At 67.1% G+C, this 26,150-nt stretch carries 28 protein-coding genes, 1 tRNA gene and 1 other RNA gene; 17 read left to right on the forward strand and 13 right to left on the reverse strand.

What is annotated here, in order from left to right:
• The first annotated feature begins 39 nt into the window (after nucleotides 1-39).
• The 10 genes from ACFY5A_RS13115 to ACFY5A_RS13160 all read left to right on the forward strand — a co-directional run bounded on the left by ACFY5A_RS13115 (nucleotide 40) and on the right by ACFY5A_RS13160 (nucleotide 7,962).
• Nucleotides 40-348: a helix-turn-helix domain-containing protein gene (locus ACFY5A_RS13115; RefSeq protein WP_105676581.1), complete on the forward strand. Its 309-nt coding sequence runs from the start codon at nucleotides 40-42 to the stop codon at nucleotides 346-348.
• Between the two features lie 18 nt (nucleotides 349-366).
• Complete coding sequence (locus tag ACFY5A_RS13120; protein WP_341942367.1) at nucleotides 367-591, forward strand: DUF3046 domain-containing protein; 225 nt, start codon at nucleotides 367-369, stop codon at nucleotides 589-591.
• A 267-nt stretch (nucleotides 592-858) separates the two neighbouring features.
• Nucleotides 859-1,905 (forward strand): recombinase RecA, encoded by a 1,047-nt coding sequence (gene recA / locus ACFY5A_RS13125; RefSeq protein WP_341942366.1) that lies wholly within the window; start codon nucleotides 859-861, stop codon nucleotides 1,903-1,905.
• A gap of 59 nt (nucleotides 1,906-1,964) precedes the next feature.
• Nucleotides 1,965-2,834, forward strand: coding sequence for a regulatory protein RecX (locus tag ACFY5A_RS13130; RefSeq protein ID WP_341942365.1), 870 nt, complete (start codon nucleotides 1,965-1,967; stop codon nucleotides 2,832-2,834).
• A 127-nt stretch (nucleotides 2,835-2,961) separates the two neighbouring features.
• Nucleotides 2,962-4,509 (forward strand): tRNA (N6-isopentenyl adenosine(37)-C2)-methylthiotransferase MiaB, encoded by a 1,548-nt coding sequence (miaB, locus tag ACFY5A_RS13135; protein ID WP_341942364.1) that lies wholly within the window; start codon nucleotides 2,962-2,964, stop codon nucleotides 4,507-4,509.
• The gene (gene miaA / locus ACFY5A_RS13140) at nucleotides 4,506-5,417 is read left to right on the forward strand and encodes a tRNA (adenosine(37)-N6)-dimethylallyltransferase MiaA (RefSeq protein ID WP_341942363.1); all 912 of its coding nucleotides are present in this window, start codon (nucleotides 4,506-4,508) and stop codon (nucleotides 5,415-5,417) included. Before miaB ends, miaA begins: the two co-directional genes overlap by 4 nt.
• The gene (locus tag ACFY5A_RS13145; RefSeq protein WP_387234633.1) at nucleotides 5,414-5,944 is read left to right on the forward strand and encodes a dihydrofolate reductase family protein; all 531 of its coding nucleotides are present in this window, start codon (nucleotides 5,414-5,416) and stop codon (nucleotides 5,942-5,944) included. The genes miaA and ACFY5A_RS13145 overlap by 4 nt, the downstream gene beginning before the upstream one ends.
• Nucleotides 5,945-5,967: 23 nt before the next feature.
• Nucleotides 5,968-6,402 carry a GNAT family acetyltransferase gene (locus ACFY5A_RS13150; RefSeq protein ID WP_387234636.1) on the forward strand — a complete coding sequence of 145 codons (435 nt, stop codon included), beginning with the start codon at nucleotides 5,968-5,970 and terminating at the stop codon, nucleotides 6,400-6,402.
• Between the two features lie 22 nt (nucleotides 6,403-6,424).
• Nucleotides 6,425-7,297 carry a diaminopimelate epimerase gene (gene dapF, locus ACFY5A_RS13155; RefSeq protein ID WP_341942360.1) on the forward strand — a complete coding sequence of 291 codons (873 nt, stop codon included), beginning with the start codon at nucleotides 6,425-6,427 and terminating at the stop codon, nucleotides 7,295-7,297.
• Nucleotides 7,297-7,962, forward strand: coding sequence for an HAD family hydrolase (locus ACFY5A_RS13160; protein WP_341942359.1), 666 nt, complete (start codon nucleotides 7,297-7,299; stop codon nucleotides 7,960-7,962). Before dapF ends, ACFY5A_RS13160 begins: the two co-directional genes overlap by 1 nt.
• 10 nt (nucleotides 7,963-7,972) lie before the next feature.
• Here the strand turns inward: ACFY5A_RS13160 and ACFY5A_RS13165 are convergent, their stop codons facing one another.
• Nucleotides 7,973-8,620, reverse strand: coding sequence for a class I SAM-dependent methyltransferase (locus ACFY5A_RS13165; RefSeq protein ID WP_387234640.1), 648 nt, complete (start codon nucleotides 8,618-8,620; stop codon nucleotides 7,973-7,975).
• A 68-nt stretch (nucleotides 8,621-8,688) separates the two neighbouring features.
• Here ACFY5A_RS13165 and hflX point away from each other — a divergent pair, with 68 nt between their 5' ends.
• On the forward strand, nucleotides 8,689-10,200 hold the full coding sequence (hflX, locus tag ACFY5A_RS13170) for a GTPase HflX (RefSeq protein WP_341942357.1): 1,512 nt from the start codon (nucleotides 8,689-8,691) through the stop codon (nucleotides 10,198-10,200).
• Between the two features lie 5 nt (nucleotides 10,201-10,205).
• Here hflX and ACFY5A_RS13175 read toward each other — a convergent pair whose 3' ends face one another.
• The 5 genes from ACFY5A_RS13175 to ACFY5A_RS13195 are packed head-to-tail and all read right to left on the reverse strand — an operon-like array spanning nucleotide 10,206 to nucleotide 14,157.
• The gene (locus tag ACFY5A_RS13175; protein WP_341942356.1) at nucleotides 10,206-10,763 is read right to left on the reverse strand and encodes a hypothetical protein; all 558 of its coding nucleotides are present in this window, start codon (nucleotides 10,761-10,763) and stop codon (nucleotides 10,206-10,208) included.
• The gene (locus tag ACFY5A_RS13180) at nucleotides 10,744-11,550 is read right to left on the reverse strand and encodes a prolipoprotein diacylglyceryl transferase (RefSeq protein ID WP_387234643.1); all 807 of its coding nucleotides are present in this window, start codon (nucleotides 11,548-11,550) and stop codon (nucleotides 10,744-10,746) included. The genes ACFY5A_RS13175 and ACFY5A_RS13180 overlap by 20 nt, the downstream gene beginning before the upstream one ends.
• Nucleotides 11,551-11,553: 3 nt before the next feature.
• Nucleotides 11,554-11,862 (reverse strand): hypothetical protein, encoded by a 309-nt coding sequence (locus ACFY5A_RS13185; RefSeq protein WP_387234646.1) that lies wholly within the window; start codon nucleotides 11,860-11,862, stop codon nucleotides 11,554-11,556.
• Nucleotides 11,859-13,460 carry a radical SAM protein gene (locus tag ACFY5A_RS13190; protein WP_387234649.1) on the reverse strand — a complete coding sequence of 534 codons (1,602 nt, stop codon included), beginning with the start codon at nucleotides 13,458-13,460 and terminating at the stop codon, nucleotides 11,859-11,861. The genes ACFY5A_RS13185 and ACFY5A_RS13190 overlap by 4 nt, the downstream gene beginning before the upstream one ends.
• Before the next feature lie 43 nt (nucleotides 13,461-13,503).
• Nucleotides 13,504-14,157 (reverse strand): SIMPL domain-containing protein, encoded by a 654-nt coding sequence (locus tag ACFY5A_RS13195; RefSeq protein ID WP_341942351.1) that lies wholly within the window; start codon nucleotides 14,155-14,157, stop codon nucleotides 13,504-13,506.
• A 131-nt stretch (nucleotides 14,158-14,288) separates the two neighbouring features.
• On the opposite strand from ACFY5A_RS13195, the gene ssrA reads away from it, so the two are divergent.
• Nucleotides 14,289-14,658, forward strand: a transfer-messenger RNA (tmRNA) gene (ssrA, locus tag ACFY5A_RS13200).
• A gap of 92 nt (nucleotides 14,659-14,750) precedes the next feature.
• On the opposite strand, the gene ACFY5A_RS13205 is transcribed toward ssrA, so the two are convergent.
• Entirely contained in the window at nucleotides 14,751-15,407 is a 657-nt protein-coding gene (locus ACFY5A_RS13205; RefSeq protein ID WP_387234652.1) for a M23 family metallopeptidase, read from the reverse strand.
• A gap of 464 nt (nucleotides 15,408-15,871) precedes the next feature.
• On the opposite strand from ACFY5A_RS13205, the gene ACFY5A_RS13210 reads away from it, so the two are divergent.
• The 4 genes from ACFY5A_RS13210 (at nucleotide 15,872) to ACFY5A_RS13225 (ending at nucleotide 20,784) form a co-directional block, all read left to right on the forward strand.
• The gene (locus ACFY5A_RS13210) at nucleotides 15,872-16,624 is read left to right on the forward strand and encodes an IclR family transcriptional regulator (RefSeq protein ID WP_387234655.1); all 753 of its coding nucleotides are present in this window, start codon (nucleotides 15,872-15,874) and stop codon (nucleotides 16,622-16,624) included.
• A 95-nt stretch (nucleotides 16,625-16,719) separates the two neighbouring features.
• On the forward strand, nucleotides 16,720-18,207 hold the full coding sequence (locus ACFY5A_RS13215; protein WP_341942348.1) for a cytosine permease: 1,488 nt from the start codon (nucleotides 16,720-16,722) through the stop codon (nucleotides 18,205-18,207).
• Nucleotide 18,208: 1 nt separating this feature from the next.
• Nucleotides 18,209-19,324, forward strand: coding sequence for a histidinol-phosphate transaminase (locus ACFY5A_RS13220; protein WP_387234658.1), 1,116 nt, complete (start codon nucleotides 18,209-18,211; stop codon nucleotides 19,322-19,324).
• Nucleotides 19,325-19,335: 11 nt separating this feature from the next.
• A complete protein-coding gene (locus ACFY5A_RS13225) occupies nucleotides 19,336-20,784 on the forward strand; it encodes an FAD-binding oxidoreductase (protein WP_387234661.1) in 1,449 nt (482 codons plus the stop codon).
• 6 nt (nucleotides 20,785-20,790) lie between these two features.
• On the opposite strand, the gene ACFY5A_RS13230 is transcribed toward ACFY5A_RS13225, so the two are convergent.
• Both ACFY5A_RS13230 and ACFY5A_RS13235 read right to left on the reverse strand, forming a co-directional pair.
• Nucleotides 20,791-21,360, reverse strand: coding sequence for a hypothetical protein (locus tag ACFY5A_RS13230; RefSeq protein WP_387234664.1), 570 nt, complete (start codon nucleotides 21,358-21,360; stop codon nucleotides 20,791-20,793).
• 19 nt (nucleotides 21,361-21,379) lie between these two features.
• A complete protein-coding gene (locus ACFY5A_RS13235) occupies nucleotides 21,380-22,177 on the reverse strand; it encodes an inositol monophosphatase family protein (protein ID WP_223586552.1) in 798 nt (265 codons plus the stop codon).
• Between the two features lie 148 nt (nucleotides 22,178-22,325).
• Between ACFY5A_RS13235 and ACFY5A_RS13240 the strand changes: the two genes are divergently transcribed.
• A tRNA-Lys gene (locus ACFY5A_RS13240) sits at nucleotides 22,326-22,398 on the forward strand.
• A 94-nt stretch (nucleotides 22,399-22,492) separates the two neighbouring features.
• Here ACFY5A_RS13240 and ACFY5A_RS13245 read toward each other — a convergent pair.
• The 4 genes from ACFY5A_RS13245 to ACFY5A_RS13260 form a co-directional block, all read right to left on the reverse strand.
• The gene (locus tag ACFY5A_RS13245) at nucleotides 22,493-23,287 is read right to left on the reverse strand and encodes a tyrosine-protein phosphatase (protein WP_341942331.1); all 795 of its coding nucleotides are present in this window, start codon (nucleotides 23,285-23,287) and stop codon (nucleotides 22,493-22,495) included.
• Nucleotides 23,284-24,684 (reverse strand): hypothetical protein, encoded by a 1,401-nt coding sequence (locus ACFY5A_RS13250; RefSeq protein WP_387234667.1) that lies wholly within the window; start codon nucleotides 24,682-24,684, stop codon nucleotides 23,284-23,286. The genes ACFY5A_RS13245 and ACFY5A_RS13250 overlap by 4 nt, the downstream gene beginning before the upstream one ends.
• A gap of 78 nt (nucleotides 24,685-24,762) precedes the next feature.
• A complete protein-coding gene (locus ACFY5A_RS13255) occupies nucleotides 24,763-25,764 on the reverse strand; it encodes a DUF1214 domain-containing protein (RefSeq protein WP_341942329.1) in 1,002 nt (333 codons plus the stop codon).
• Entirely contained in the window at nucleotides 25,761-26,135 is a 375-nt protein-coding gene (locus tag ACFY5A_RS13260; protein WP_223586547.1) for a PLDc N-terminal domain-containing protein, read from the reverse strand. Before ACFY5A_RS13260 ends, ACFY5A_RS13255 begins: the two co-directional genes overlap by 4 nt.
• Between the last annotated feature and the right edge of the window lie 15 nt (nucleotides 26,136-26,150).

Genomic DNA, 26,150 nt, shown 5'->3' on the forward strand with positions numbered 1-26,150 from the left:
GGAGGAGACTCCGGCGGACCGAACGGGGAGGAGGTTCCGATGATTCTTGTCAGGCAGGAAATCGGCGATGTGCTGAGGGACTTCCGTCTGCAGAAGGGGCGCACCCTCCGGCAGGTCGCAAGCAAGGCGTCTGTGGCGCTGGGCTATCTCAGTGAGGTCGAGCGCGGGCAGAAGGAGGCCTCGAGCGAGATCCTCGCGTCGGTCGCCGATGCGCTCGACGTTCCCATCTCGATCATCATGCGCGAGGTCGGAGATCGCATCTCCGTGCTCGAGGGTCTACAGGTGTTCCCTGACGTCGTTCCCGACGATCTGGTCGCGTCGATCGAGCCGCAGCTCTCGCTGCGCTGATCGGTCTCCCGCATCTCCATGCGCCGTAGCGAGTTCCTCCGTGCGGTCGATGCGGAGTTCCAGGGCAGAGCCCTTTCCCTGGTGAACGACCTCGTCCTGTCCCAGCTCGCGGGTCGTACCGCGCTCGAAGCGCTGGATGCCGGTGTTCCTCCGCGCGACATCTGGCTCGCGCTGTGCGATGAGACCGACGTCCCGTTGGCGCGTCGACATGGCGCCGGACGTCTGGAACCGCGCAAGCGTTGAACCGATGACAAGTGTTCGAGTGCTCCGCATTCCGACACGCCGAGAGCGCGACCTGCTCGAATATCTGTTCGAGGCCGCGTAGTCTTCTGCACAAGTGGTTCAGGAACCGTGTTCTGCACAGTTCGTGGGTGTTCCGACTCGATGTCGGAGGCCCCCCGTACGGTGAAGACATGGCCACGGAGCCATACGTCTTGTCGGAGAGTTCGCCCAGCCAGGGAGAGCCGCGACAGCCTACAGACGGCAACACGCGAGCAGAAGGAACACATCATGCCATCACCCGCAGACCGCGAGAAGTCCCTCGAGACAGCACTCGCTCAGATCGACCGCCAGTTCGGAAAGGGTTCGGTCATGCGGCTGGGGAGCGACGAGCGCGCTCCCGTCGCCGTCATCCCCACCGGTTCCATTGCTCTCGACGTCGCGCTCGGCGTCGGTGGTCTGCCGCGTGGCCGCATCGTCGAGATCTATGGCCCTGAGTCCTCGGGTAAGACGACCCTGACCCTCCACGCGATCGCCAACGCGCAGCGTGCGGGGGGCATCGCAGCGTTCATCGACGCCGAGCATGCGCTCGACCCCGACTACGCGGCGAAGCTCGGTGTCGACATCGACGCTCTTCTCGTGTCGCAGCCCGATACGGGTGAGCAGGCGCTCGAGATCGCCGACATGCTCGTGCGTTCCGGTGCCATCGACCTCATCGTCATCGACTCCGTGGCGGCGCTCGTGCCTCGCGCGGAGATCGAGGGCGAGATGGGTGACTCGCACGTGGGTCTCCAGGCCCGACTCATGTCTCAGGCGCTGCGAAAGCTCACGGGTGGCCTGAACCAGACCAACACGACGATGATCTTCATCAACCAGCTGCGTGAGAAGATCGGAGTCTTCTTCGGGTCTCCGGAGACCACCGCCGGTGGAAAGGCGCTCAAGTTCTATGCGTCGGTCCGCCTCGACATCCGTCGTATCGAGACGCTGAAGGACGGCACGGACGCCGTGGGAAACCGTACGCGCGTCAAGGTCGTCAAGAACAAGATGGCTCCGCCGTTCAAGCAGGCGGAGTTCGACATCCTCTACGGCATCGGTATCTCCCGCGAGGGCAGCCTGATCGACTTCGGCGTCGAACACGGCATCGTGAAGAAGTCCGGTTCCTGGTACACCTACGACGGAGACCAGCTCGGCCAGGGCAAGGAGAACGCGCGGTCGTTCCTCCTCAAGAACCCCGACATCGCACTGGCCATCGAAACCCAGATCAAGCAGAAGCTCGGCATCGGTGTGCAGGCCGAGGCGGCCCCGGCCGACGAGCTCGCCGAGCGTCGCCCGGCGTGATCGTGCTGCGGTATCGGCCCGAAGGGGCGTGCCGCCCTGCTCAAAGATCGGAGTGACCCATGGACGAGTCTGAGCGGATTGCGCCGGTGATCCCGCTGTTCGGCGACCCTGCGGCAGCGAGCAGCGACAGATTCGGTGCTCCGGTCGAAGGTGAGGCCGCTGCCGTGGATGCTCCTGAGCCAGGTGCGGTGGGGGAGAACGTCGAAGACGTCTTCTCTCACCGCACCGGTGACGGTGCATGGCGGTCGACCTGGGATGCGTCGAGCGATCGTACGGCGACGAGTCGCGTCGCCGACGCAGGCCGTCCCAGCGACCGTCATCCGGCACGGGGCGGTCTGGAGAGGTCCGCTCCGAGACTGCGTGCCCTGCAGTCTCCGGATGCGGTGGAGGAAGGCGGCGACGGGCTCGATCCGGCCGAGATCCGAGAGTCGGCGGAGGAGCTTCTCGTTCGCAAGCTGCGTGCGAGATCGCTTTCCATCTCGGAAGCGCAGATGGTGCTGAAGGGGTTCGAGGTGCAGGGGCACCGACTCGACGCGGCGCAGATCGACGACGTGATCGACGACTTCTGCCGTCGCGGCTACCTCGACGATGCGGTCCTCGCCGCCCAGCTCGTCTCCTCCGGAGTGGAGCGGAAGAAGCAGGGGAGGGTCGCCGTCTCACGGGCTCTCGCCCAGCGTGGCCTCCCTCGCGATGTGATCGATGCGGCGCTCGACGAGCTCCCCGACGACGACATCGAGCGAGCGCTCGAATTCGCTCGCACCAAGATGCGGTCGCTGGCGCGACTCGATCCGGAGACCGCGAAGCGCCGACTCACCGGCCAGCTCGCTCGTCGAGGCTATCCGGGAGGAGTGGTGTCGAACGTGGTTCGGACGGTCACCGCCGAGCAGTTCGGCGGTCGGCGGCCTTCTTCGGGCGTGCGCTTCGAGTAGTCGCGTTCGACCGCGTGCTCTTCGAGCATGATCTCAACGGGTTCCAGGCCGACGTTCCGACGCGGTCAAGGGAACGGGGCTTTCCTGAGCGTGAGAGGATGCCACTCGAACGTAGAATTGACCCATCATGACTATCCCGCGCAGTGAACCGACGATCATCGATGCCTCGTCGGCAGCAGTCGACAGCGACGGGCGGCAGCGCTCGTACGAAGTGCGCACCTTCGGGTGCCAGATGAATGTGCACGACTCCGAGCGGCTCTCGGGCTCGCTGGAGAGCGCCGGCTACGTCCGGGCGGTCGATGGCGCAGAGGCCGACGTCGTGATCATCAACACGTGCGCGGTCCGCGACAACGCGGCAGGCAAGCTCTACGGAACCCTCGGCCAGCTCGCTTCTGTCAAGCGCCGCAAGGACGGCATGCAGATCGCCGTCGGCGGATGCCTCGCCCAGATGGACAAGCAGGCCGTGCTCGACAAGGCGCCGTGGGTCGACGTGGTCTTCGGTACGCACAACATGGGCTCTCTCCCGGGGCTTCTGGAGCGGGCCCGTCACAACGGCGAGGCTGAACTCGAGATCCTCGAGTCGCTCGAGGTCTTCCCCTCGACGCTCCCGACGAAGCGCGACTCGGCACACAGCGGCTGGGTGTCGATCTCGGTCGGCTGCAACAACACCTGCACCTTCTGCATCGTCCCGCATCTGCGCGGCAAGGAGAAGGACCGCCGCCCCGGCGACATCCTGAACGAGATCAGACTGCTCGTCGAGGACGGCGCGATCGAGGTCACGCTGCTCGGTCAGAACGTCAACTCCTACGGGGTCGAGTTCGGCGACCGGCAGGCGTTCGGCAAGCTGCTCCGCGCCGCAGGTGAGATCGAGGGGCTCGAGCGCATCCGCTTCACCAGTCCGCACCCCGCCGCATTCACCGATGACGTGATCGACGCCATGGCAGAGACTCCGAGCGTCATGCCGCAGCTGCACATGCCGCTCCAGTCGGGCAGCGACAGCATCCTCAAGGCGATGCGACGCTCGTACCGCAGCGAACGGTTCCTCGGCATCATCGAGCGCGTGCGGGAGCGCATTCCGCACGCGGCGATCACCACCGACATCATCGTGGGCTTCCCCGGCGAGACCGACGAGGACTTCGAAGACACCATGCGGGTCGTCGAGCAGTCCCGGTTCTCGGGGGCGTTCACATTCCAGTACTCGATCCGCGAGGGCACGCCTGCGGCGACCATGCCAGACCAGGTTCCCAAGGCCGTCGTCCAGGAGCGCTACGAACGGCTGATCGCCCTGCAGGAGCGCATCTCCCTCGAGGAGAACCAGAAGCAGGTCGGCCGAGAGGTCGAGGTGCTGGTCTCCGTCGGCGAAGGCAAGAAGGATGCCGAGACGCATCGGCTCACCGGTCGCGGCGAGGACAACCGTCTCGTGCATTTCGAAGTCACCCCCGGCTCCGAGCTCCCGCGTCCGGGCGACGTCGTCACCGTGACCATCACGCACGCTGCTCCGTTCCACCTGCTCGCCGACGATCCTTCTGGACGGCCGCTGCGCATCCGGCGCACCCGCGGCGGAGACGCCTGGGACCGCTCGCAGGCCGAATCGTGCGCGGTGCCCGCTCCGGCGGCGGACGGCGGGCCGCGCGCGGTCTCGCTGGGGCTGCCGACGCTGCGCGTGGGCGTGTGACGAGACCGCGTCTCTGGGCGGTCGTCGGCGCGACCGGCACCGGGAAGAGCGACCTCGCTCTCGATCTCGCCGAGGAGCTCCGCGCACGCGGCAACCCCGCGGAGATCGTGAACGCCGACGCGATGCAGTTCTACCGCGGCATGGACATCGGCACCGCGAAGTTGTCCCCGGAGGAGCGCCGCGGCATCGCGCACCATCTGCTCGATGTGAGGGACGTCACCGAGGAGGCGGCGGTCGCGTGGTACCAACCGCTCGCCCGCGCAGCGATCGAAGAGGTCCATTCCCGTGGCGGTGATGCGATCCTCGTCGGAGGATCGGGCCTCTACGTGTCGAGCGTCGTCTTCGACTTCCGATTCCCGCCTCGCGACCCCGCGCTCAGAGCGCGGCTGGAGAGCGAGCTGGAGTCACTCGGCGGCGCGGCGCTGATGGCACGGCTGCGTGAAGCCGACCCCGAGACGGCAGCACGTGTCGATCCGCACAACGGTCGCCGTATCGTCCGTGCCCTCGAAGTGCTGGAGCAGGGCGGCACCACACACGGCGCTGCGCTGCCGGAGGCCCCGGTTCTTTGGCATCCCGAGACCAGGCTCGTCGGGCTCCACATCGACAGGCCCGCGCTCGTCGAGCGTCTCGACGCGCGCGTCGACCGCATGTGGGAGGCCGGTCTCGTCGACGAGGTCGCCGAACTGCGCGCTCGGGGCCTCGAGAGCGGGGTCACGGCGAGCAGGGCCATCGGCTACGCACAGGCGCTCGGACAGCTCGACGGTCGGCTCACGCCGGCGGAAGCCATCGCTGAGACCCAGGCCCTGACTCGACGCTACGCCCGGAGGCAGGTGTCGTGGTTCAAGCGGTACCCGGGGATCGAGTGGCGCGAGCCGATGTCTGACGTCCGCGGCATGCTGGAGGCATGACCACCCACTACTACACGGCGTCCAGCCTTGACGGCTACATCGCGACCGCAGACCATTCGCTGGAATGGCTCCTGAAGCAGGACATCGACATGGACGGGCCGATGGCCTATCCGGGCTTCGTCGAGACGATCGGGGCTCTCGCTATGGGGGCGTCGACCTACGAGTGGGTGATGCGCGCCGAAGAAGGCCGGTGGGGCTACGCGCAGCCGACGTGGGTGTTCACTCATCGCGAGCTCGCGCTTCCCGAGACGGGCGACGTGCGCCTCACATCATCTGACGTGCGGGACGTGCACGCCCAGATGATCGAGGCTGCCGACGGGAAGGACCTGTGGATCGTCGGCGGTGGCGGCCTGGCGGGTCAGTTCGCGGATGCCGGTCTCCTCGACGAGGTCTGGGTGCAGTATGCGCCGGTGACTCTGGGCTCCGGTGCCCCGCTCCTCCCGCGCGCGCTCGACCTCGAGCTGATCGACGTCGCCCGCAACCGCAACTTCCTCTGCGGGCGGTACCGGGTGCTGAAGGGCGAGTGAGCGCGCGCAATAGTGTGGAGGACATGACCTGGCATGTGAGACCCTTCCGACGCGACGACACCGACGGCGTCATCGCCCTTTGGGCGGAAGCGGGTCTCACGCGACCATGGAACGACCCCAGGCTCGACATAGAGCGAAAGCTCTCGGTGCAGCCGGAGCTCTTCCTCGTCGTCGAGGATCCGTCGATGCCCGGAGTCCCCGTCGGCAGCGTGATGGCCGGTTACGACGGTCATCGAGGGTGGCTGTACTACCTCGCCACCGCGGTCTCTCATCGCGGTCGGGGAGTCGCTCGTGCCCTCGTCCAGGACGCAGAGGCACGACTTCTCGACATGGGCTGCCCGAAGGTGCAGCTCATGGTGCGCGAGGGCAACGAGGGCGTCCTGGGGTTCTACGACAGCCTCGGGTACGAACGCTTCTCCGTCGCGAACACGGGCAAGCGGCTCATCGCCGACGCATAGCCGACCTCCCTAGACTGGGGACATGGTCGCATTCACCAAAGGGCACGGCACCGGCAACGACTTCGTCATCATCGCCGACCCCGATGGGGAACTCGACCTCACGAGCGAACAGGTCGCTGCTCTGTGCGATCGCCACTTCGGCATCGGCGGAGACGGCATCCTTCGGGTCGTACGGTCCTCCGCGATCCCTGACGGTGCTGCGGCGCTGGCGGAGGAGCCCGCCGCAGAGTGGTTCATGGACTACCGCAACGCCGATGGTTCGATCGCGGAGATGTGCGGCAACGGCATCCGCGTGTTCGCACACTATCTGGTGCGTTCGGGACTCGCCGCGATCGAACCGGGATCCACGCTGCCGATCGGCACGCGCGCCGGAGTACGGGATGTGACGAGCAGCGAGAGCGGATATCAGGTCGATCTCGGACTCTGGAAGCTCTCCGGAGACGATCCCCTGGTCACCGCAGGCGGGCTCTCCGTGACCCGCCCCGGTCTCGGCATCGACGTCGGCAATCCTCACGTCGTCGTCGCGCTGGCATCGGATGCCGAGCTGGCCTCGCTCGAGCTGCACCGCACTCCCGAACTCGACCCCGCGCTGCCGGCCGGAGCGAACGTGGAGTTCGTCGTCCCGGGTGAGCCGCTCGTCCGCGACGGCATCGGTCATGTGAAGATGCGGGTCTCCGAGCGCGGTGTGGGCGAGACGCTGAGCTGCGGGACAGGGGTGGCTGCCACAGCTCTCGCCGTCCGGTACTGGGCGGGGGAGAAGGCCCCGAACAACTGGCGTGTCGAGGTGCCGGGCGGGACGCTCGGAGTGCGGATGTTCCCTGCGGAGGATGGCGAGCACGTCGCGCTGTCCGGTCCCGCGACGCTCGTGTTCCACGGCGAGGTCGATCTGGTCTGATGTCGGTGGCGGAGCCGATCGACCTGGTCATCTTCGACTGCGACGGCGTGCTCGTCGACAGCGAGCGGTTGTCCGTGGAGGTCGATCGACGGGTTCTGGCGGACCTCGGGTGGACACTGACCACCGAGGAGATCGTTCATCGCTTCGTCGGGCGCTCTGCTGCTCACTTCCGCGCCGACGTCGAAGCACACCTCGGGCGCCCGTTGCCGGACGACTGGGAGGCGCCCTACCAGCAGTGGTATCTGGAGGTCTTCGAGAGCGACCTCACCGCGGTGGAGGGCGTCGAAGCGGCGATCGCCGCGATAGACGGCGCAATGTGCGTGGCCTCGAGCGGTTCGCACGACAAGATCCGACGGAATCTGGGCTTGACGGGACTGCTGCCGACGTTCGACGGGCGGATCTTCAGCGCCGACGACGTGGATGAGGGAAAACCCGCGCCGGACCTCTTCCTGCACGCGGCGTCGCGCATGGGAGTCGAGCCGACCCGGTGCGTCGTCGTCGAGGACAGCCGCTTCGGCGTGGCGGCGGCGCGTGCGGCCGGAATGCGATCGTTCGGCTACGTCGGCGGGCTCACACCGCCTTCTTGGCTGGACGGTGAGGGGACGACCGTCTTCGCGGACATGGCCGATCTTCCCGGCCTGCTCGGGATGACCGCTCAGCGGTGACCGTCGCGGGTCACAGCCCCGTGAGTGCGATCGGCTCCGTGGGGGGCGTCCCGTGCTTGCGGACCTTGAGGATCCGATAGCCCTTGCCGGTCGCCGTGCGGAACACGCTGTACCCGGGATGGAAGGAAGCGGCGATCCAGCGATGCAGCGAGTCCGCCCCGAGATTGCGCTGCACGACGAGCCAGGCGTCGCTGCGCTCGTCCAGCCGGGGGATCCATCGTTCCAGAAGCCCGTGCAGCTCGTTCTTGCCGACGCGGATCGGAGGATTCGAGCGAATCGTGCGGAACGTCACGTCTCCGGGAACATCATCGGGCAGCGATGCGTTGACATTGGTGAGCCCGAGCGCTGCGGCATTGCGCCGCACGAGGTCCAGGGCGCGTTCGTTCACGTCGACGGCCCACACGGTCGCGTGCGGAGCGGCCAACGCCATCGACAGCGTGATGGGACCCCAGCCGCTGCCGAGGTCGAGAAGATGGCCTCCCGGCGGCACCGGGGGCATGTTGGCGAGGAGAACCGCAGTTCCGGCATCCAGCCGATCCGGGCTGAAGACGCCGCCGGCGGTGGTGACGTCGACCTCACGGCCTGCGAGCGACACACTGATCGTCCGCAGGTTCTCGGGGCTTGCCGGGGCCGCAGTGAAGTAATGGTCGGACCCCATACCGTGAGCGTACCGGACAGGGCGGGCTAAGGTTAAGACTCGCAACAAAACCCAGAGATCAGGAACGGATGACGGACACCACAAACCCCTCCACCGACGACGAAGCCGTCGACCGCGTTCTCGCGAACGCCGAGAAGCGCACGGAGGTGCGCGTGTTCGGCGCCGCACAGGCGCTGCAGGATGAATCGACCGCCGCGCACACCCGTTCGGACGGAGATCAGTGGGATCTCGAAGATCGTCATGCGCTGCGTCGTGTGGGCGGCCTCTCCACCGAGCTCGAGGATGTCACCGAGGTCGAGTACCGGCAGCTTCGACTCGAGAACGTCGTGCTCGTCGGGGTGTACCCGCAGGGAGCGCAGGAGGACGCCGAGAACTCCCTGCGTGAGCTCGCAGCACTTGCGGAGACGGCTGGAGCCGTCGTGCTCGACGGGGTTCTGCAGCGCAGGCCGCACCCGGATGCCGCCACGTACATCGGCCGCGGCAAGGCCCAGGAGCTCAAGGGCATCGTCGCCGCGACCGGCGCGGACACCGTCATCGCGGACACCGAGCTCGCACCGAGCCAGCGTCGTGCCCTGGAGGACGTCGTCAAGGTGAAGGTCATCGACCGCACCACGGTCATCCTCGACATCTTCAGCCAGCACGCGAAGAGCCGCGAGGGCAAGGCCCAGGTCGAGCTCGCTCAGCTCGAGTATCTCCTTCCTCGTCTGCGCGGCTGGGGCGAGTCCATGAGCCGGCAGGCCGGTGGACAGGTCGGCGCCGGCGGCGCGGGTATGGGCTCGCGCGGCCCCGGTGAGACGAAGATCGAACTCGATCGCCGCCGCATCCGCACGAAGATGGCGCTGTTGCGCCGTCAGATCCGTGACTTCGGACCCGCCCGGGAGGCGAAGCGAGCTGAACGCAAGCGCAACACGATCCCCTCCGTGGCGATCGCGGGCTACACGAACGCGGGCAAGTCCAGTCTCCTGAATGCGCTCACCAGCGCCGGAGTGCTCGTCGAGAACGCGCTGTTCGCGACGCTCGACGCGACCGTGCGACGCTCGGAGACCTCGGACGGTCGCGTGTACACGCTCACCGACACCGTGGGCTTCGTGCGCAACCTGCCGCACCAGCTCGTCGAGGCCTTCCGTTCGACGCTCGAAGAGGTGGGCGACGCCGATGTCGTTCTGCACGTGGTCGATGGTTCGCACCCCGACCCGGCAGGACAGCTGCAGACCGTCCGCGATGTGATGGGCGACGTCGGCGTGCGGGACATGCCGGAGATCGTCGTCTTCAACAAGGCCGATCTGATCAGCGAGGACGACCGCCTCGTGCTCCGCGGCCTGGAGCCGCGCGCGCACTTCGTGTCATCGCGTTCCGGTGAGGGCATCGAGGAGCTGCGCACCGCCATCGAGGAGGCGCTGCCTCAGCCGGCGATCGAGGTGCACGCCGTCATCCCGTATGACAGGGGAGACCTCGTCGCTGCGATCCATGAGACCGGGATGCTGCTCTCCGTCGAGCACCGCGAGGCGGGAACCGCCGTGCGCGCGCGGGTGTCGGAGCGGCTCGCGGCAGATCTCGCGCCGTTCGCCGACGGGGACTGAACGGATTAGCCCGATATCAGGCCGATGCACGGCCCGATCACGATGAGCCATGCGGCCGCCGAGACGATCAGCATCCCGACCCCGATGCCTCGTGACCTCGGGGAGAACAGCAGCCCGATTCCGATCAGGACCGGGAGCCCGAAGATCACGAAGTACGCGGCGGTGCCCGCAAAACTGAGCGCTGAGATCACACTGAGGAACAGCACGAAGGCGACGATGTACGACAGGCATCCGATCCCGGTGCCGATGCCGACCTTCGCCCCGTTTCCCAGTCCTCGTCCCTGCTGAGGGTGGTGCGGGTAGGCGTACGGATCATAGGGAGGCAGGGCAGGCTGACCGGCTGTTCCCGGCTGCGGCAGAGGGCCGGGGTGCGGCGGCGGGCCGGGGTACGGCGCCGGTGTTCCCGAGTACGGTTGCGCGGAGCCGGGATAGGGCGGTGCCGACGGGGGTGCCGGCGGTACGACGGGCTCGGGTGGGACGACCGGCCCGGGTGGCACGATCGGCCCCGGCGGAACGATCGGATCGGGGTCTTCGGGAAGGCCGTCAGGCGGGTTGATGCTCATTCTGGATCCTCCGATCGGCAGGGGTGAACGCGCCCTTTCGCCACAGCCAGACAAGCCTGATGGCGAGCAGCGGCAGGGTCAGGAGCAGGAACAGTTGCGGACGTGTGAAGACGAGCCAGGCGACCTCGTTGCCGCGGACGAACTCGACGAGGAAGCGGAAGACCGCATACGCGGCGATGTACAGCGTCAGCGTCTCTCCGCTGCGGATGCCGAGATGACGCAGCCAGAACCAGAGCACGGCGAAGGCGGCGGCATGGAACACGATCTCGTACACGAAGCTCGGATGCAGCCCCACCCCGGCCGGCGTGCCCACTCGCGCCGCCTGCTCGGGTGTCAGGACGATGCCCCAGTCTCCGCCGGTGGGCGTTCCGGGCTTCTCGGTGAACAGGCACCCGAAGCGGCCGATGGCGAGTGCGAGCGCGACGGCGGGGGCGAACAGATCACCGCTGCGTTCGCGGTAGCCGACGATCCGCTTCGTCACATGCACCCCGGCCCACGCGCCGACCAGTGCCGACAGGATCGAGGCGTTGCCCGACAGGAACTGCTCACCCAGGCTGAGGTTCTTCGACGGGTCCAGATGCTGTGCCCAGGTGCCCAGCCGCGCGAAGATCGCGGCTCCGACCAGCGCGCCGAGCACGAGGTAGGGGATCCGCGGATCCTTCGCGCCTCGCCGGCGCGCTTCGATCCAGAAGACGACGCCGCCGGCGAGCATCCCGATCCCCTCGAAGAACCCGTGGGTCTCGATGGGCGGGCCGAAGCCGAACAGGTCGTTCAGTGTCGGGAACACGCGTCAGCCCAGCATCCGTATCCACAGGAGCACCCAGAACGGGATGGCCACCGCCGCGAGAACCGCGAGGACGATCAGGTAGGCGAGCACGTTGCGGGTGTCGCCGAGCTTGCAGCGTGAGCGCAGGAGGCCAGCACGCCGGGCTTGGGCGTAGGCGACGATGGCCATGCCCGCGAAACCCAGCAGAGCGATCGGCCCGAGGACGCACGTGATCAGCGCGACTGTCGCATTGACGCACAGCCGCAGCGGATCACGAGCGTTCGGAGGATCTCCGACGCTCGGGTCGCGCTGGTTCAGCGGCCAGTCGGTCATGACGCCGAGGCAGACGTGATCAGCGGCAGGGAGGTGCGACCTGTGGCGGTCGAGAGCTTCTGATCGGACAGCGGCTTCCACGCCTGCACGGCGCAGAACGGTGCGCACTGGTGGGCGTCGGTCTCGTCGTTGACCGTGGCCACGTGCACGCAGCACTGCGTCAGGCGCTCCTCGATCATGGTGTTGATGTCCATGAACGGCTTGACCGTGATGCGCTTCACCCGCTCGCCGAGGAACTGCCGCAGACGCTTGTGCTGCCCTGGCAGCGCTGCCGTGGCGAGCTTCGTGAGCGTGCCGATCCCGAGATCGCAGCCGGCGCAGATGTCCTTCCACAGCGACCCGATCGACGGATGGGAGAGCGACGACTGTTCGCTGAGGAGGTCGAGAAGCGACTGCTTCACGCTGTCCTTGAGCGCCTGGTTGATGTTGCTGTCGGCGATCCGGTTCGCGATCAGATCGGGGTTCAGGTCGAGGAACTGCTTCAGCTGCTCGTGACCGACGAGCGAGGTGAGCGAGCGCCAGGAGTCGGAGTCGTCGCGCAGCAGATAGCCGACAGAGCAGCAGTGCGGGTGACTGCAGGGGAGGGCGGTGAGGTCCTGCCAGGTAACCTCGCCGTCGGTCTGCGGTCCGAGACGGGCGAGCACGCCGGTGTGGGTCAGACGCTCCATCACATCGATCCCGCTCGATCGTCCTGATCCGAAGACGGGCTGGATCGTCACGCCTCCGACGTAGGGAGTGACCATGGCTCGGCGGATGACGGCACCGATCTCGTGGTCGTTCACGCCGAGGGCCGCGGTCATGGTCAGGGTCGTGAAGATCCCGGCGCCCGACAGTCGGGCGAGTGCCCGCTCCTTGAACTGGCGGATGTCGGCGCCGCGGTGGAAACGCGACGTCTCCGGCTCTTCGCCGTCGTACTGCAGGTAGATCTCCACGCGCTCGCGGTGCCGCTTCAGCGCGGCGAGGAACTCGTCGTCGTTCGCGATGCGCAGCCCGTTCGAGTTGATGAGGATGCGGACGATCGGTCGGGCGATGAGTTGTTCGAGCAGCTGTTCGAGCCACGGGTACAGGGTCGGCTCACCACCGGAGAGCATCAGCACGTCGATGCGGTTGTTCTCCCGCGAGAGCTTCGCGTCGACGGACGCGAGCACTTCGTCGAGCGGAGCGACCGCCGTCGCCGCGGGGCTGGACTCCGCGAAGCAGGTCGGGCAGCGCAGGTTGCAGTGGTCGGTGATGTCGGCGAGCAGGATGCAGGTGTGCTGCGTCTGCATCTCGGGGAGCCCATAGAGGTAGGCCTCGGGCACAGGGGCGAAGTTGCCGGTGAGGTCGGCCTCGTGCACCTTCGTCGGAGCCGTCCACTGTTCCAGATACCGCAGGATCTCCGCGGACTCGTCGTACAGTGTGCGCTGCAGTCCGTGGGTGCGACAACCGCGTTCCAGCCAGATCGTGCCGTCTCGATCGGCCAGCCAACCCGACAGGCGCTTCACTTCGGAGAGGGGGCGGTCAGGATCTTCCGCATGGCACTCGGGGCAGAACGCGTTGACGTAGCGGTGGATGCGGTAATCGCGCAGCGGCATCCCGCTCGTAGCCGTCGTTGACATGGTCCGACGCTAGCAGCGGCGCCCTCGGGACGGTGTTGCGATCTCAGCGCGCCACGAAGCGCGCCTCCACCGTGGCCGCCACGACGATCTCTTCTGGCTCGTACTGTGCTGCGCCGCCGCTGTCGGCCGCGGCGGCCTTCATCATCATCGGGGCAGACGACACCGGTTGGCCCGCGGAGATCAGCCCGTTGTCGGCGATCGCGGTCGGGACGACATCGCTCAGCCCGAGTGCGCTCGCGTACGCCTGAGCACGCGTGACGGCGACGCCGACCGCGGATGCGGCGACCTCCTGTTCGACGCGAGAGCGCGTGTCAGGCGTGAGGTGCCAGTCGACCCAACCGACCTCGATACCGTCCCAGGGGGAGATGTCGCTCACCCAGATCGACAGCTCGGATGCCTCGGAGAATATCGCGGAGAGGTCGACGCTCGCGTAGTAGACCGGCGCGAGACGCTTGCCCTCGTTGTTCCACGGGCGCTCGGCACGCACGGAGAGACGAGTGCTCGACCAATCGACGAGCGTGCCTGCGGCTTTTCGCTCCGCGAGCGTGGCGCGAACCGGGTCGGCGAGACGGGTGAGTCGGTCGACGACCTCCGTCCGCTCCGAACCTTCGGCGCGGACGGCGACGTGGATGGTGGCGCGTTCGGGGGCGACACGAGCCTCGTGCTCGCCGCGGACGGTGATCGTGACTTCGCTCATGCGCCGACTCTACGCCAGGGGCCGGAATGGCGGACGAGGCGAAATGGTTGTAGTCTGTGATGCTCGGGTGCTGCGGCTCCCGAACTGAAAAGTCAACAGTGCGACAGCGGCTCCTTCGAGAGAAGGACCACGGGGCTGATCGGTTTCGACAGCGCCTGTGAATCCACGAGAAGCGGGCCGAGGATGCAGAGTTATCTCGTAAACGCTCTCTGCAAAAAAATAGTTGCCGAAACCAAGCGCAACGACTTCGCCCTCGCTGCATAAGCGAGCCCGATAGTCCGTCAGGCCGTATGTGATTCCGATACGGATCCTGGCGTCATCTAGGAATCTTGCTGCGTGACGGCGTCTGGACGTCACGTGGGACTCTTCCCAGGCTGGGCTTGTCGACTTAGGTGTCTGTGACAAAGGTCGGAGCCGAGTAGAACGTCTTCACAGACTGCGCCCGGAGAAGGCGTGGAGACTCAGCGTTGGACGGGGGTTCGATTCCCCCCAGCTCCACCAGGTCGCTGTCGCAAACCAAGAGGCCCGCCTCCCCAGTAATCACTGGGGAGGCGGGCCTTTTTGCGTCTGTGGGTGATTCGGCAGGCGAGCGCTCAGACGTGCTCGCCATGAAGTGCCATCGACCGCCACAGGTCGAACTGGCGGTCATTGCCGGCGATGATCGCCGAAGCGAGCGGTGCGCTGTTGTCGATCTCCTCCTGGGTGTTGAGCTGGCGGAAGTAGCCGGGGCCGAGCAGAGCGGTTCCACGGCTGGGCGAAGAGATGCGGATCATGTTGTCCTCCAGGACGGGACTAGGAATCGGAGTGTTGTTGATGCGATTGGTGATGAAGGGAACGGGGTCGATCTGCGCGCCGCCGACAACCACTTCGAGGTGATGATGGACGCCGGTGACGTTTCCGGACTTGCCCATGATGCCGAGAGGGGTGCCCGGGCCGACCTGCTGTCCGACGGAGACGGAGGTCGACGCGAGGTGCAGCGATCTCGTCAGGAAGCCGTCGTGCTGCACCCACACCTGCAACCCGCCCGGACCCCAGCCAGGGGGTATGCCGACAACCGTGACCCGACCGTCAGCGATCGACTTGACGCTGCTGTACCCGACGAAGTCGCACCCGAGGTGGTACGTGGACGCGCCGTCGGTGGGCGCCGTGCGAGGCCCGAACGGGCTCGAGATGGCCGGCCGGGTGGTCGTCCCGTTGGGCCAGAGAACCTGGCCCGCCGCAGACGCTGATTCCGGATAGAGTGCGTGCACTCCGAGCGTTGCGACTCCTGCCGCGATTCCTGCCCCGAAGAGTAGACCTCGCCGCGAGAATTCGAACGTGGACGATTCTGATGCCGTTGGTGGACTCATACTCACAACGTATTGATGAAATCTGTTCCTCGCTGTCCCCTCTTCTACCTACAGACAGCATGGGATCCACTCGATACGTTGAGAGGTTCGGATCTCGTCGCCGTCCTTCCGGGCCGTGGCGTCCCGTTTCGGAGATGTTCGATCCGCCGCCCGTGCCCATCACCAGGGCGAGCGCGCGCGTCACGGTGCCCGTCGACCATCGTGTCGAAGAGTGATTTCGGTGAGAATTCCATCACTAATGGGGATATGCGGGATGCAGTTAGTGCATACATGATTTTCGGTCTCCTGAAATGCAGTCCGATGAATTCTCGCTGAGCGCAAATCCCCTTTTTCTGGGAGTATGACGCCCTTGTAGCATCCGACGTATGTCTCAGGTCGCTTTGCCCGCGGGGCCGCCCAGCGGCAGCTTCGATCGCGTCGCGCAGGTGCTTCTGGCCATGTCGCGAATGGACGCTCCGCGCGTCGCCCAGATCAGCGAGCACACCGGTCTGCCGGCCAGCGCGGTCTACCGCTGCATCACGTCTCTGCTCGAGGCCGGCCTCATCGAGGAGGGGCCGTCGCGAGGCAGATACCACGCGGGCATCGTCTCGATCTCTCTTGCTGAGCGTTACCGACGCAGCGTGCTCAGTGGGGATGCGACGTCGCGCGTCCTGCACACGCTCGCCGGTCGAACGATGGAGTTCGCGGCACTCCTCGTGCGTCGCGGAGACGACATGGTGTGCGTCGACACGGCGGACGGGTCCAGCGTGCTGCGATGCTCCTTCGTCGTCGGCGAGGTCGTGCCACTCGTGGCGGGCGCCAGCGCGAAAGCGATCCTCGCGCACACGCCGCGGGGAGAGGTCGACGGCATCCTCGCCCGCAATGGAGTCGCGGGGTCGACCGCGTCCGGCGTCCTGTCGCTGCTGCCCGACGTGCGCGAGCGGGGGTTCGCGATGAGCGCAGGCGAAGTCGACGAGGGGGTCTGGGGGGTCGCAGCACCGGTGTTCGCGGATGGGGGCGTGGTCGGCGCCGTGGCGACCATGGCACCGGTGCTGCGGGCGGCCCGCCTCATGCGCACCGCCGTCTCCGCGACCGTCTCGGCCGCCCAGGCTCTGTCGAGACACCAGCTGAACATCTGACAGAGAGGACCCGCCGTGCGTCGGCGCGCGGATTCGCATCCGGATCCGCGCGAATGACGGACGCCCGTTCTCCCAACCCGAAAGGAGTTGACCCGATGACGAGTCAACAGACGACCAGCACCGGAACCCTTGCCGTCGAGCGCCGGACCATCGACATGGTGCCGAAGGACGAGAGGCACGGTACTCCGCTGAACCAGTTCACGCTCTGGTTCGGCGGGAACATGCAGATCACGGCGATCGTCACCGGCTTGATCGCCGTCGCGATCTTCCGCGCCGAACCCCTCACGGCGATCCTGGCCGTCCTCGTGGGCAATGTCATCGGCGGCGTGACCATGGCACTGCATTCGGGCCAGGGGCCGCGTATGGGGCTGCCGCAGATGATCTCCAGCAGAGCGCAGTTCGGCGTCCTCGGCGCGACGCTCCCGCTCGTCCTCGTGATCTGCATGTACCTCGGGTTCGCCTCGACCGGCGCAGCTCTCTCCGGAAGTGCGATCAATCATCTGCTCGGCATCCCGACCGCCGCAGGATCTGCTCCGATCGTCGGCATCCTGATCTTCGGAGTGCTGACGGTCATCGTCTCGATCTTCGGGTATCAGCTCATCCACGTGCTGGGCCGGATCGCCACGGCAGCGGGCATCCTCGGGTTCACGTACCTGTTCATCCAGCTCTTCGCGAACTACGACGTCGGCGCGACGCTCGGCACCGGGGCCACGGATCCTGCCACCTTCATGGTCTGCCTCACACTCGGGGCGAGCTGGCAGATGACGTATGCGCCGTACGTCGCCGACTACTCCCGATACCTCCCGGCCGACACGTCGGTCGCGACGACGTTCTGGTCGACTTTCCTCGGCAGCGTGACCGGAACGCAGATCTCGATGACTCTGGGCATCCTGATCGGCGCCGTGTCGGGTGGCGCGCTGCTGGAGGGGCCCGTCGGCTTCGTCGGGCACCTCGCAGGGCCGGCGTACGCGGCCTTCGCGATCTACCTGGTCATCATCGTCGGCAAGCTCACCGCGAACACACTCAACGCCTACGGAGGCATCATGAGCACGGTGACGGTGATCACGAGCTTCAATGCCGAGACGAGGATCTCGCGTCGAGCCCGATCGATCTACATCATCGTCTTCGTCGCGTTGACGATGGTGATCGCGATCGCCGCCAGCGCCGACTTCCTCAACAACTTCAAGAACTTCGTGCTGCTGCTCCTCGCGGTCTTCATCCCGTGGAGCATCATCAACCTCGTCGACTACTACCTGATCTCGAAGGAGCGCATCGACATCCCCGCCCTCTACGATCGTCGCGGCCGCTACGGCGCCGTGAACCTCACGGCGATCGTCTCCTACGGCATCGGCATCCTCGTGCAGATCCCCTTCCTCACGAGCGACACCTACAGCATGCTCGGCGACTTCCACGGACCGCTCGCGGGAGTCCTCGGCGGAATCGACATCTCCTGGGCGGTCTCGATGGTCGTCACGTTCGCCGTCTACTATCCCTGGGCGAAGAAGACGATGAAACCTCCGGCGGACATGATCTATCCACCGGAGTACACGGCGGCGCAGACCGGCCAGATCGCGGTGAGCTGACGTGTCCGTCTCAGCCGCGAAGGGAGCGGTGCAGCCGCGTCCCGAGATCGAGGAGTTGCCCCTCTATCGCCCGGGTGTGCCGGCGCAGCAGAGAGTAGGGCTCACCGGATTCAAGCTCTCGTCCAATGAGAACCCGTTCGAGCCGCTGCCCGCGGTCGTCGACGCGATTCGTCGCGCCGACCGACACAACGTCTATCCGGATCCCACTGCGCTTCCGCTCCGCGAGAAGCTCTCCGAGGTCCTCCAGGTGCCGGCGTCCTGCATCGTCGCGGGGGCGGGAAGCCTCGCGGTCCTGAACGACATCCTGCGCGTGTTCGCCGGACGGCGACCGGACGGCAGCAGGGATGAGATCGTCTACGCCTGGCGGTCCTTCGAGTCGTACCCGATCTCGATCGGAGAGACGGGAGCTCGGGCCGTGCCCGTGCCGCTGAGACCGGATCTGACGCACGACCTGGAGGGGATGCTCGCCGCGATCACGGAGCGGACGAAGATCGTGATCCTCTGCACGCCCAACAATCCGACGGGACCGGCGTTGGGCCACGCCGAGGTGCGCGAGTTCCTGTCTCGGGTGCCCGCGCACGTGCTCGTGGTGATCGATGAGGCCTATATCGAGTACGTTCGGACCGCGGACCGGCTCGATTCTCTCGCGCTGCAGCGGGAGTTCCCGAATGCGCTCATCCTGCGCACCTTCTCCAAGGCGCATGGACTCGCCGCGCTGAGGGTGGGGTACTGCGTGGCCCGGGAGGAGATCACCCGCCACCTCACGACGGTCGCCGTCCCCTTCGCCGTGTCCCAGGCAGGACAGATGGCGGCGATCGCCTCACTCGACGAACTGCCGGCGGTGCGGGATCGCGTCGAGCGGACGGTACGGGAGAGAACGCGAGTCAGGGACGAGCTTCTGACTCTCGGCCTGAGCGTCCCCGATGCGCAGGGGAACTTCGTCTGGTTGCCCCTGGGGGCAGGGTCAGAGCAGTTCACGGCTCTGTGCAGCGCTCAGGCGCTCGCCGTCCGGCCTTTTGCCGGAGAGGGGGTCCGCGTATCCATCGGGCTTCCCGAGGCGCACGACCGCCTTCTCGCGCTCACACGCACGTACCTGCGTTCTCAGGGTGCACGGTGACGGGGTCGGCGATGGACGCGCACGAACTCCGTGGCGGCGCGCTCGCCGATAAGGATCCCGACACGGCGATCAGGGAGCTGGAGCTCGCGCTGCCAGGACGCGTGCTGCGGGATCTCTCCGACGTCCGTGCCTACTCGCACGACCGGTCCCGTCACTCTTGGGCGCCCGCGCTGGCCGTGGTCCTGGCGGAGTCGACGGATGACGTCGCCACCGCCGTGCGGATCTGCGGGGCGGCGGGCATAGCAGTGATCGCACGGGGAGCGGGCACCGGTCTGGAGGGTGGAGCGAACGCCCTCTCCGCCAGCGAGGACATGAGCGATCTCGACGACGCGACGAGATCCGCGAGTGTCGTCGTCGACCTGATGCGGATGAATCGCATCCTGCATGTCGATTCGGATTCGGCCGACGCGACCGTGGAGGCGGGGGTGAGGCGGAGCGAGCTCAACCCGGCACTCGCCGTCCACGGTCTGCAGTTCGTGGCGGGCCCGGGGGTCGACGCATCCATCGGCGGCATGGCGGCGACACGTGCGAGCGGGACGAATGCGGTGAAGCACGGCACGATGGCCGACAACGTGCGCGGTCTCACCGTCGTCATGTCGGACGGCTTGGTCATCCGTACCGGCAGCCGGGCGCGGAAGTCCGCTGCCGGCTACGACCTGACCCATCTCTTCGTCGGATCGGAGGGGACGCTCGGCATCATCACCGAGCTGACTCTGCGCCTCACGCCCGTCCCCGCGGCGCATGAGCTCGCCGTGTACTCCTTCCCGTCGGTGAGAGCCGCCGCCCTCGTCGTGCAGCGGGCGCTGCATGCGGGGATCGACCTCGGACGCGCTGAGCTGCTCGACACGGTGCAGATCGAGGCGCTGAACTCGTACTCGCACACGGACTTCCGGGCCGCGCCGACGCTCTTCGTCGAGCTGAGCGGCGATCCGCAGATCATCGCGCATCAAGCGGAGCGGCTCGAGGTCATCATGGCCGCGCAGGGCATGCTCGAGTGTCGACGGATCGAGGGCGACGATCCCGAGCGGTTCTGGAAGGTCCGGCATGATGCACTTCCAGCCGCGCAGGCGCTGAGACCGGATTCATACACCTGGTCGACCGATGTCTGCGTGCCGATCTCTCACCTCGCCGACTGCATCACGGAGACGCAGGCGGACATCGACGCGAGCGGCCTCGTGGCGCCGATCGCTGGTCACGTGGGAGATGGGAACTTCCATCTCGCCTTCGTGCTCAGGAACGGTGACGACGACGAGAGGGAGCGCGCTGCGGCGCTCACGTCGAGGATGATCCGCAGAGCGCTCGCGGTCGGCGGCACCTGCACGGGCGAGCACGGAGTCGGCGTGGGCAAGATGCAGGACCTGATCGACGAGCATCCGTCGGGTATCGGCGTGATGAGGGCCATCAAGGATGCTCTGGATCCGAGGAGGATCCTCAATCCGGGCAAGATGCTGGATGGCTGAAAGCCGTCAGCCCGCCCAGTCGATGAGGATCAGACTCTGCTTCGTGTCTGCGAGCTTCACCCAGCCATCGCCGAAGAGGTAGGTCATGCCGTATCCCTCTTCGTCGGTGCCCAGGGAGAACTCGGGGTCTTCCGTGAAGTAGCGGCCCTCGGGTCCGTCTTCGCGCGTCCACCCCTGCGCGAGCAGGGAGGACTGCGCTGCATCGGCGTCTTCGGAGGAGATCGGCGACCATCCGTACAGCTGGCCGTGATCGGTGCCGGTCGAGAAGTCGGCCCAGAAGCAGAGGATGCCGTCGGGGAGCGCCACGTCGCCGATGATGAAGTCCTTGCGTTCGGACGTCCATCCCGCGTCCGTGAGGCCTGCGACCGTTCCCTCTGTCACGATCGTCTCGCATGTGGGGTCGGCAACGGGAGTCTCCGGAGCCTGGGTCGCCGCGGGCTCGGCCGTCGACTCCGCAGCAGGCTTCGTGGCCTTCGGGGTGGGGGTGGCGCCCGCATCCGGGCCGCCGGAGCACGCAGTCAGCGTCGCCGCGAGAAGGAGTGTTGCGGCGGCGGCGATGGGGATGCGTGGGGTCATCTCGTGGCCTCGTCGAGTGTCAGTCGTGCAGGAGTTCCAGGAAGGCGTCGTGAAGGATGCCGTTGGTTGCCAGTGTCGAGCGAGCCGAGATCGTCTCGGCTCCGTCGAAGGCCGTCATGCGTCCGCCGGCCTCGCGCACGATCGGCACGGCGGCGGCGATGTCGTACTCCTTGACATCGAACTCCGCGACCATGTCCAGGCGCCCCTCCGCGAGCAGCATGTATGCGAAGACGTCGCCGTAGGCGCGGTCGCGCCACACGCGATCGGCCAGGGTCAGCAGCGTGTCGAGGCGACCCGCTTGCGACCACTGCGCGATGCTCTGGAAGCTGACGCTCGCATCGTCGAGGGAGGCGACGGCGGACGTGCGGAGGCGGCGCGGGCCGGCATCCGTCGCCGTCCAGGCTCCGGCTCCCGTCGAGGCCCACCAGCGACGCCCGAGCGCCGGCATGCTGACCACGCCGACCTGCGGCACGCCGTCGACGGCGAGCGCGATCATGGTGCCCCAGAGGGGCACTCCGCGGAGGAAGTTCGCGGTGCCGTCGATCGGATCGACGATCCACTGCCGGTGCGTGTCGCCCTGGGCGCCGAACTCCTCGCCGAAGATGCCGTCCTCGGGGCGCTCGGTCTCGAGGATCGCGCGGATCGCGCGCTCCGTCGCGAGGTCGGCGTCGGTGACGTGCGAGTTGTCCGCCTTGGTGGAGATCTCGAGGTCGGCGCTGTCGAAGCGTGGCAGCGCCTGCGCATCGGCGGCGTCGGCGAGCCGGAGGGCGAGTTCGAGGTCGGCGGAGAGGCTGTCGGCGCTGGGGGAGGCGGTCACCAGTCCAGGATAGTCGGCGGAGCGAGCGGCCTCCGGCGCGCTGGACGCAGTGCGACACGCGCGGCGGGAGAGAAGGGATGCGCTCGATTTCACATGGAGCCCATCCGCTGGTAATGTAATTCCTCGGCCGGGGGATTCACCGGGCCACGCACCTCTAGCTCAATCGGCAGAGCAACTGACTCTTAATCAGTGGGTTCAGGGTTCAAGTCCCTGGGGGTGCACGGACAAGCCCCGGAAACTCTCGCCAGTTTCCGGGGCTTTTCTGCATCCGTGGCGAAGAAGCCACGTGTCGGCTTTCGCGCGGGAGCGCGCGGCTCAGGTGAGCAGCACCGAGAGTGCGTGAATCTCCTCGTCGGTCAGCCCCAACCCCTCCGCCGCATAGGTGCGCATGCCGCCGAAGCGCTCATCGACCTCCGCGAAGGCCGCGGCGAGGTAGCTCTCGCGCACACCGAGGACGGGAAGGAGCACGTCACGCTCCACACCGTGTGCCTCCGCCTGCTGCAGCAGCGGTTCCAGGGCGGGCAGGAGGTCGGTGTTGGTCTGGAGGTAGTCGTCGTACACGTCGTCGATGTCGGCGCCGAGAAGCGAGAGCACTGACGCCGCCGCCCACCCGGTGCGGTCCTTGCCGGTGGTGCAGTGGAACAGGGCAGCACCCTGACGGTCGCCGTCGATCAGGCTCAGGAAGAACGAGCGGTAGGCGCTCACGGCCGAAGGCATCCGGACCAGGTCGCGATAGGTCTCCTCGAACAGCGCCTCACCGCGGCCGTTCGCGAGAGTCGACGCGAAGGCTCCCGGATCGGCGGCGAGCTCTGCAAGGCCCGCGGCCACGCTGGTCGGGCTGTCGGCGAGCACGTCCAGGTTCCGGCCCATCGTGCCGGCCGGGAGGTTGTCCGGTGACGCGGCGGCCTCGTCCGCTGTGCGCAGGTCGTACACCGTGCGCACGTCGGCCGTGGCGAACCAGTGCTGGTCGATATCGGTCAGCGACGAGAGCGTCGCCGACCGATACAGGACACCGCGTTTCACGGTCCCGTGCTCGGTGGGGATCCCGCCGAGATCGCGCAGGTTCGGCGCGCTGGCGAGGGGGACCGTGCGGTCGTGGGTGTCATTCATGCTCTTATCTCCTTCGAGAGGTCTTCGCTGGTGGATGGTGCTGGTCGCGTCGGGACGGGTGCCGGACGCGAGAGGAGCTCGAGGACCGCGAGCGCGCCGATGCCGACGAGAGCGGTGCCCACGATCATCCCGGGCGTGAGTGGCCGCATGAGCAGGATGAACGCGGCGCAGGAGGCGCCGATGAGGATCCGAAGCGGTCTCTTGCCGCGCTCCACGCGCTCCCCGAAGACTCCTGTGGTGAAGCCGTGCGCTTCCGCGCTGCTCCTGATCGCGGTGGTCGCGCGGCGCGCGTGCTGTCGGAGACCGAGAGCCCAGGGCGACGGGCCTGCGAGGAGCGCGATCACCAGCACGGCGGCGGAGAGGGTGCCCAGCACGAGAGTCATGCTCGCGACGAATCCGAGGACCTCGCTGTAGACGGCCAGCGCCGCGTCGTGCGGGATGGCGGAGGCGACGGCCAGCGCGAACACGTTCCGCCCGGCGTCGACGCCGATCCCCAGCAGCAGCATCATCACCAGGACGGCTCCGGATGCCCAGGCCGCCGCGCGCGCCCGGCTGCGAGCCGACAGCACGCCCGCGACGAGGGCGATCAGCATGAGCCAGGGCACCCACACGCCGATCGCGACGACGAGGTGGTACACGGCGAGGTAGAGGCCGACGGAATCGCCCTCGGCGATCACGATCGACCGAGTGATCGTCGGAATGCGGTCGGCGAGGGGAAAGCCATCGGCGACGAGCTCGTCCTTCACCGCCTGGATGATCGGCTCGAGCTGCAGTTCGACCTGGCCGGCGCCGATCGTGATCGCCGCGTCCTCCCTGCCCGTGGCCGTGTTCACCAGCTGGCGATGGGTGAACTCGAGCGCGTCGGCCCAGATCGCCGCGAAGGCGTCCGACGTGATGAAGCCCGTCACCGTCGTCTCCATCAGGGTTCGGATGCCGGACACGGCAGGAGCCTGCAGAAGCGCCAGCGCTTCCTGGGCCCTCGGCCCGACGTCGAGATCCTGGAGACCGGCGAAGAGGTCGTCCGCGATGCGATCGATGTCGATCTGGGACTCGATCGCAGCGATGACCTGGTCGGCGACGAAGTCCTGCACGGCCGGATCCTTCGCCAGCGGTGCGAACGTGTCGACGAAGTAGGCGGTGTCGGTGAGCTGTCCGTGCGCCCAGGTCGAGACCACGGCGACGGGGGACAGCAACACGCCGACCGCGATCAGCGTCGTCGCCAGGAGCGTCCGGCCCCAGCGACGCGGTGGTCTGGTGTGCGGAACAGCCTCGGCAGTCTTCTCCGAATCGGTGGTGCTCCGCTCGCGCTCCTGATCGAGCGCGCGGGTGAGTTCGGCGTTGGCCGCGGTGAGTCGCGCGAGCTCCTCTGTGAGCTCTTCGGCTGTCTGCTGGACCATTCTTCGAGTCCTTACGGGGATGGGGGAGAAAGAGGAGGAAGACGGGTGGGGGGCGTGGCCGCCCCCCACCCGTCTTCCTCAGAGAACCTCCGGACGGGGCGCGACCCAGGAGCCGTCGAGGACGGACGGCCGCGGACGATACAGGCGCAACACGTAGTTCCAGCCGGGCATGATCGGCAGGGCGTTCGCTACGCCGTCCACTCGCACGCCGAAGCGCACGGTGACGCCGCCGTCGGCATCCGGAATCGCCGTGAGGCTGTTGATGCTGTTGACTCCGAGGGCGTTCTCCTCGAAGAAGCCTGCCGCGTTGTAGAGGGACACCGACCAGAACGCATCGACGGGGACATCGGCGAGGCGGAGCCGGTACTCGTCGACGGGGAGGTTCTCGTCGACGCTGATGTAGGTGGCCTCGTACTCGGGGAGTCCACCCCAGCCGGATGCCGTGCCGAGCAGGTGCATGATCGGATCCACCTCTTCTACCGTGCCGAAGGAATGGTCGTATTTGCTGACGCCGCGCGCGAGGTCGAGGATCGCGGCGCGCGTCGCAGTGTGCGATTCCTGATCGTAGACCGGCAACGGGAACGGTCCGGTGCCGCCTCCGACGATGCGGAGGGCGTCCTGCAGACGGTTTACCGTGGCGAGATCCTCGTCGTCCGCAGGGTCCACGAGGATGCGCACGATGATGCCCGCGTAGTCCGTGCCGACGAGTTCGCGGGTCAGCACGTGCTCACCGGGGTCGCGGAGGATGGCCTGGCCGTAGTGGTCCTGATTGATCACGAACACGGAGATGTACCGACCACGGGTGTTCGGGATCGTGATCGTCACGCCATCCCGGACGTCCACGATCGAACTGCTGTACAGGGTGTCGCGATTCTGGCGGATGATCGGCTGATCGTCGAGCGGCTTCAGCTGGTAGGTGTGGTTCCATACGCCGAGGCCCGAGCCGGCATCCAGCCGCGAGAACATGAGATCGGTCTCCGCCCTGGCGAAGTTCAGGACGTTGACCTCGATGGGTGACGTGTTGCGCGCTACGGGCGCGGGGCCCGCCGTACCGGGTCCGAGACCGGAGGCCGCGCTCATGCCAGCGCCTTCGACTTCAGCAGGGCGAACTCGTCCTGGGTGATCGTGCCGGCCTGTAGGAGCGCCGAAGCGGCGGCGATCTCGTCGCTGGGGCTCTTTCCGGCGAGCTCTCGGAGTGAGGCTCGTGCGGAGTCCTCGGCGTCCGCTGCCGCCCGCTGTCCGCGCTCGGCCATGCCCCCTCCCCGGGCGATGAGGTAGACCAGGGCGGTGAGGAAGGGCAGGAAGATCAGGAAGACGATCCACACCGCCTTCCACCAGCCGTTGAGCGCGCGGTCCCGGAACAGGTCGGTGATGATCGCGAACAGGGCGAACAGGTAGCTGATGAAGACGACGGCCCAGAGCATCCAGCTGAGGATTTCCCAGAAGTACATGTGTGATTCCCTTTT

Source organism: Microbacterium sp. NPDC012755 (assembly GCF_042901325.1).
In the GTDB taxonomy this organism is placed as follows: Bacteria; Actinomycetota; Actinomycetes; order Actinomycetales; family Microbacteriaceae; genus Microbacterium; species Microbacterium natoriense.

Excerpts from the sequence above, each read along its gene's own strand:
- ACFY5A_RS13115 (WP_105676581.1), top strand. The coding sequence starts at position 40 with ATGATTCTTGTCAGGCAGGAAATCGGCGATGTGCTGAGGGACTTCCGT.
- ACFY5A_RS13120 (WP_341942367.1), top strand. The coding sequence starts at position 367 with ATGCGCCGTAGCGAGTTCCTCCGTGCGGTCGATGCGGAGTTCCAGGGC.
- recA (WP_341942366.1), top strand. The coding sequence starts at position 859 with ATGCCATCACCCGCAGACCGCGAGAAGTCCCTCGAGACAGCACTCGCT.
- ACFY5A_RS13130 (WP_341942365.1), top strand. The coding sequence starts at position 1,965 with ATGGACGAGTCTGAGCGGATTGCGCCGGTGATCCCGCTGTTCGGCGAC.
- miaB (WP_341942364.1), top strand. The coding sequence starts at position 2,962 with ATGACTATCCCGCGCAGTGAACCGACGATCATCGATGCCTCGTCGGCA.
- ACFY5A_RS13145 (WP_387234633.1), top strand. The coding sequence starts at position 5,414 with ATGACCACCCACTACTACACGGCGTCCAGCCTTGACGGCTACATCGCG.
- ACFY5A_RS13150 (WP_387234636.1), top strand. The coding sequence starts at position 5,968 with ATGACCTGGCATGTGAGACCCTTCCGACGCGACGACACCGACGGCGTC.
- dapF (WP_341942360.1), top strand. The coding sequence starts at position 6,425 with ATGGTCGCATTCACCAAAGGGCACGGCACCGGCAACGACTTCGTCATC.
- ACFY5A_RS13160 (WP_341942359.1), top strand. The coding sequence starts at position 7,297 with ATGTCGGTGGCGGAGCCGATCGACCTGGTCATCTTCGACTGCGACGGC.
- ACFY5A_RS13165 (WP_387234640.1), bottom strand. The coding sequence starts at position 8,620 with ATGGGGTCCGACCATTACTTCACTGCGGCCCCGGCAAGCCCCGAGAAC.
- hflX (WP_341942357.1), top strand. The coding sequence starts at position 8,689 with ATGACGGACACCACAAACCCCTCCACCGACGACGAAGCCGTCGACCGC.
- ACFY5A_RS13175 (WP_341942356.1), bottom strand. The coding sequence starts at position 10,763 with ATGAGCATCAACCCGCCTGACGGCCTTCCCGAAGACCCCGATCCGATC.
- ACFY5A_RS13185 (WP_387234646.1), bottom strand. The coding sequence starts at position 11,862 with ATGACCGACTGGCCGCTGAACCAGCGCGACCCGAGCGTCGGAGATCCT.
- ACFY5A_RS13190 (WP_387234649.1), bottom strand. The coding sequence starts at position 13,460 with ATGTCAACGACGGCTACGAGCGGGATGCCGCTGCGCGATTACCGCATC.
- ACFY5A_RS13195 (WP_341942351.1), bottom strand. The coding sequence starts at position 14,157 with ATGAGCGAAGTCACGATCACCGTCCGCGGCGAGCACGAGGCTCGTGTC.
- ACFY5A_RS13210 (WP_387234655.1), top strand. The coding sequence starts at position 15,872 with ATGTCTCAGGTCGCTTTGCCCGCGGGGCCGCCCAGCGGCAGCTTCGAT.
- ACFY5A_RS13215 (WP_341942348.1), top strand. The coding sequence starts at position 16,720 with ATGACGAGTCAACAGACGACCAGCACCGGAACCCTTGCCGTCGAGCGC.
- ACFY5A_RS13225 (WP_387234661.1), top strand. The coding sequence starts at position 19,336 with ATGGACGCGCACGAACTCCGTGGCGGCGCGCTCGCCGATAAGGATCCC.
- ACFY5A_RS13230 (WP_387234664.1), bottom strand. The coding sequence starts at position 21,360 with ATGACCCCACGCATCCCCATCGCCGCCGCCGCAACACTCCTTCTCGCG.
- ACFY5A_RS13245 (WP_341942331.1), bottom strand. The coding sequence starts at position 23,287 with ATGAATGACACCCACGACCGCACGGTCCCCCTCGCCAGCGCGCCGAAC.
- ACFY5A_RS13250 (WP_387234667.1), bottom strand. The coding sequence starts at position 24,684 with ATGGTCCAGCAGACAGCCGAAGAGCTCACAGAGGAGCTCGCGCGACTC.
- ACFY5A_RS13255 (WP_341942329.1), bottom strand. The coding sequence starts at position 25,764 with ATGAGCGCGGCCTCCGGTCTCGGACCCGGTACGGCGGGCCCCGCGCCC.
- ACFY5A_RS13260 (WP_223586547.1), bottom strand. The coding sequence starts at position 26,135 with ATGTACTTCTGGGAAATCCTCAGCTGGATGCTCTGGGCCGTCGTCTTC.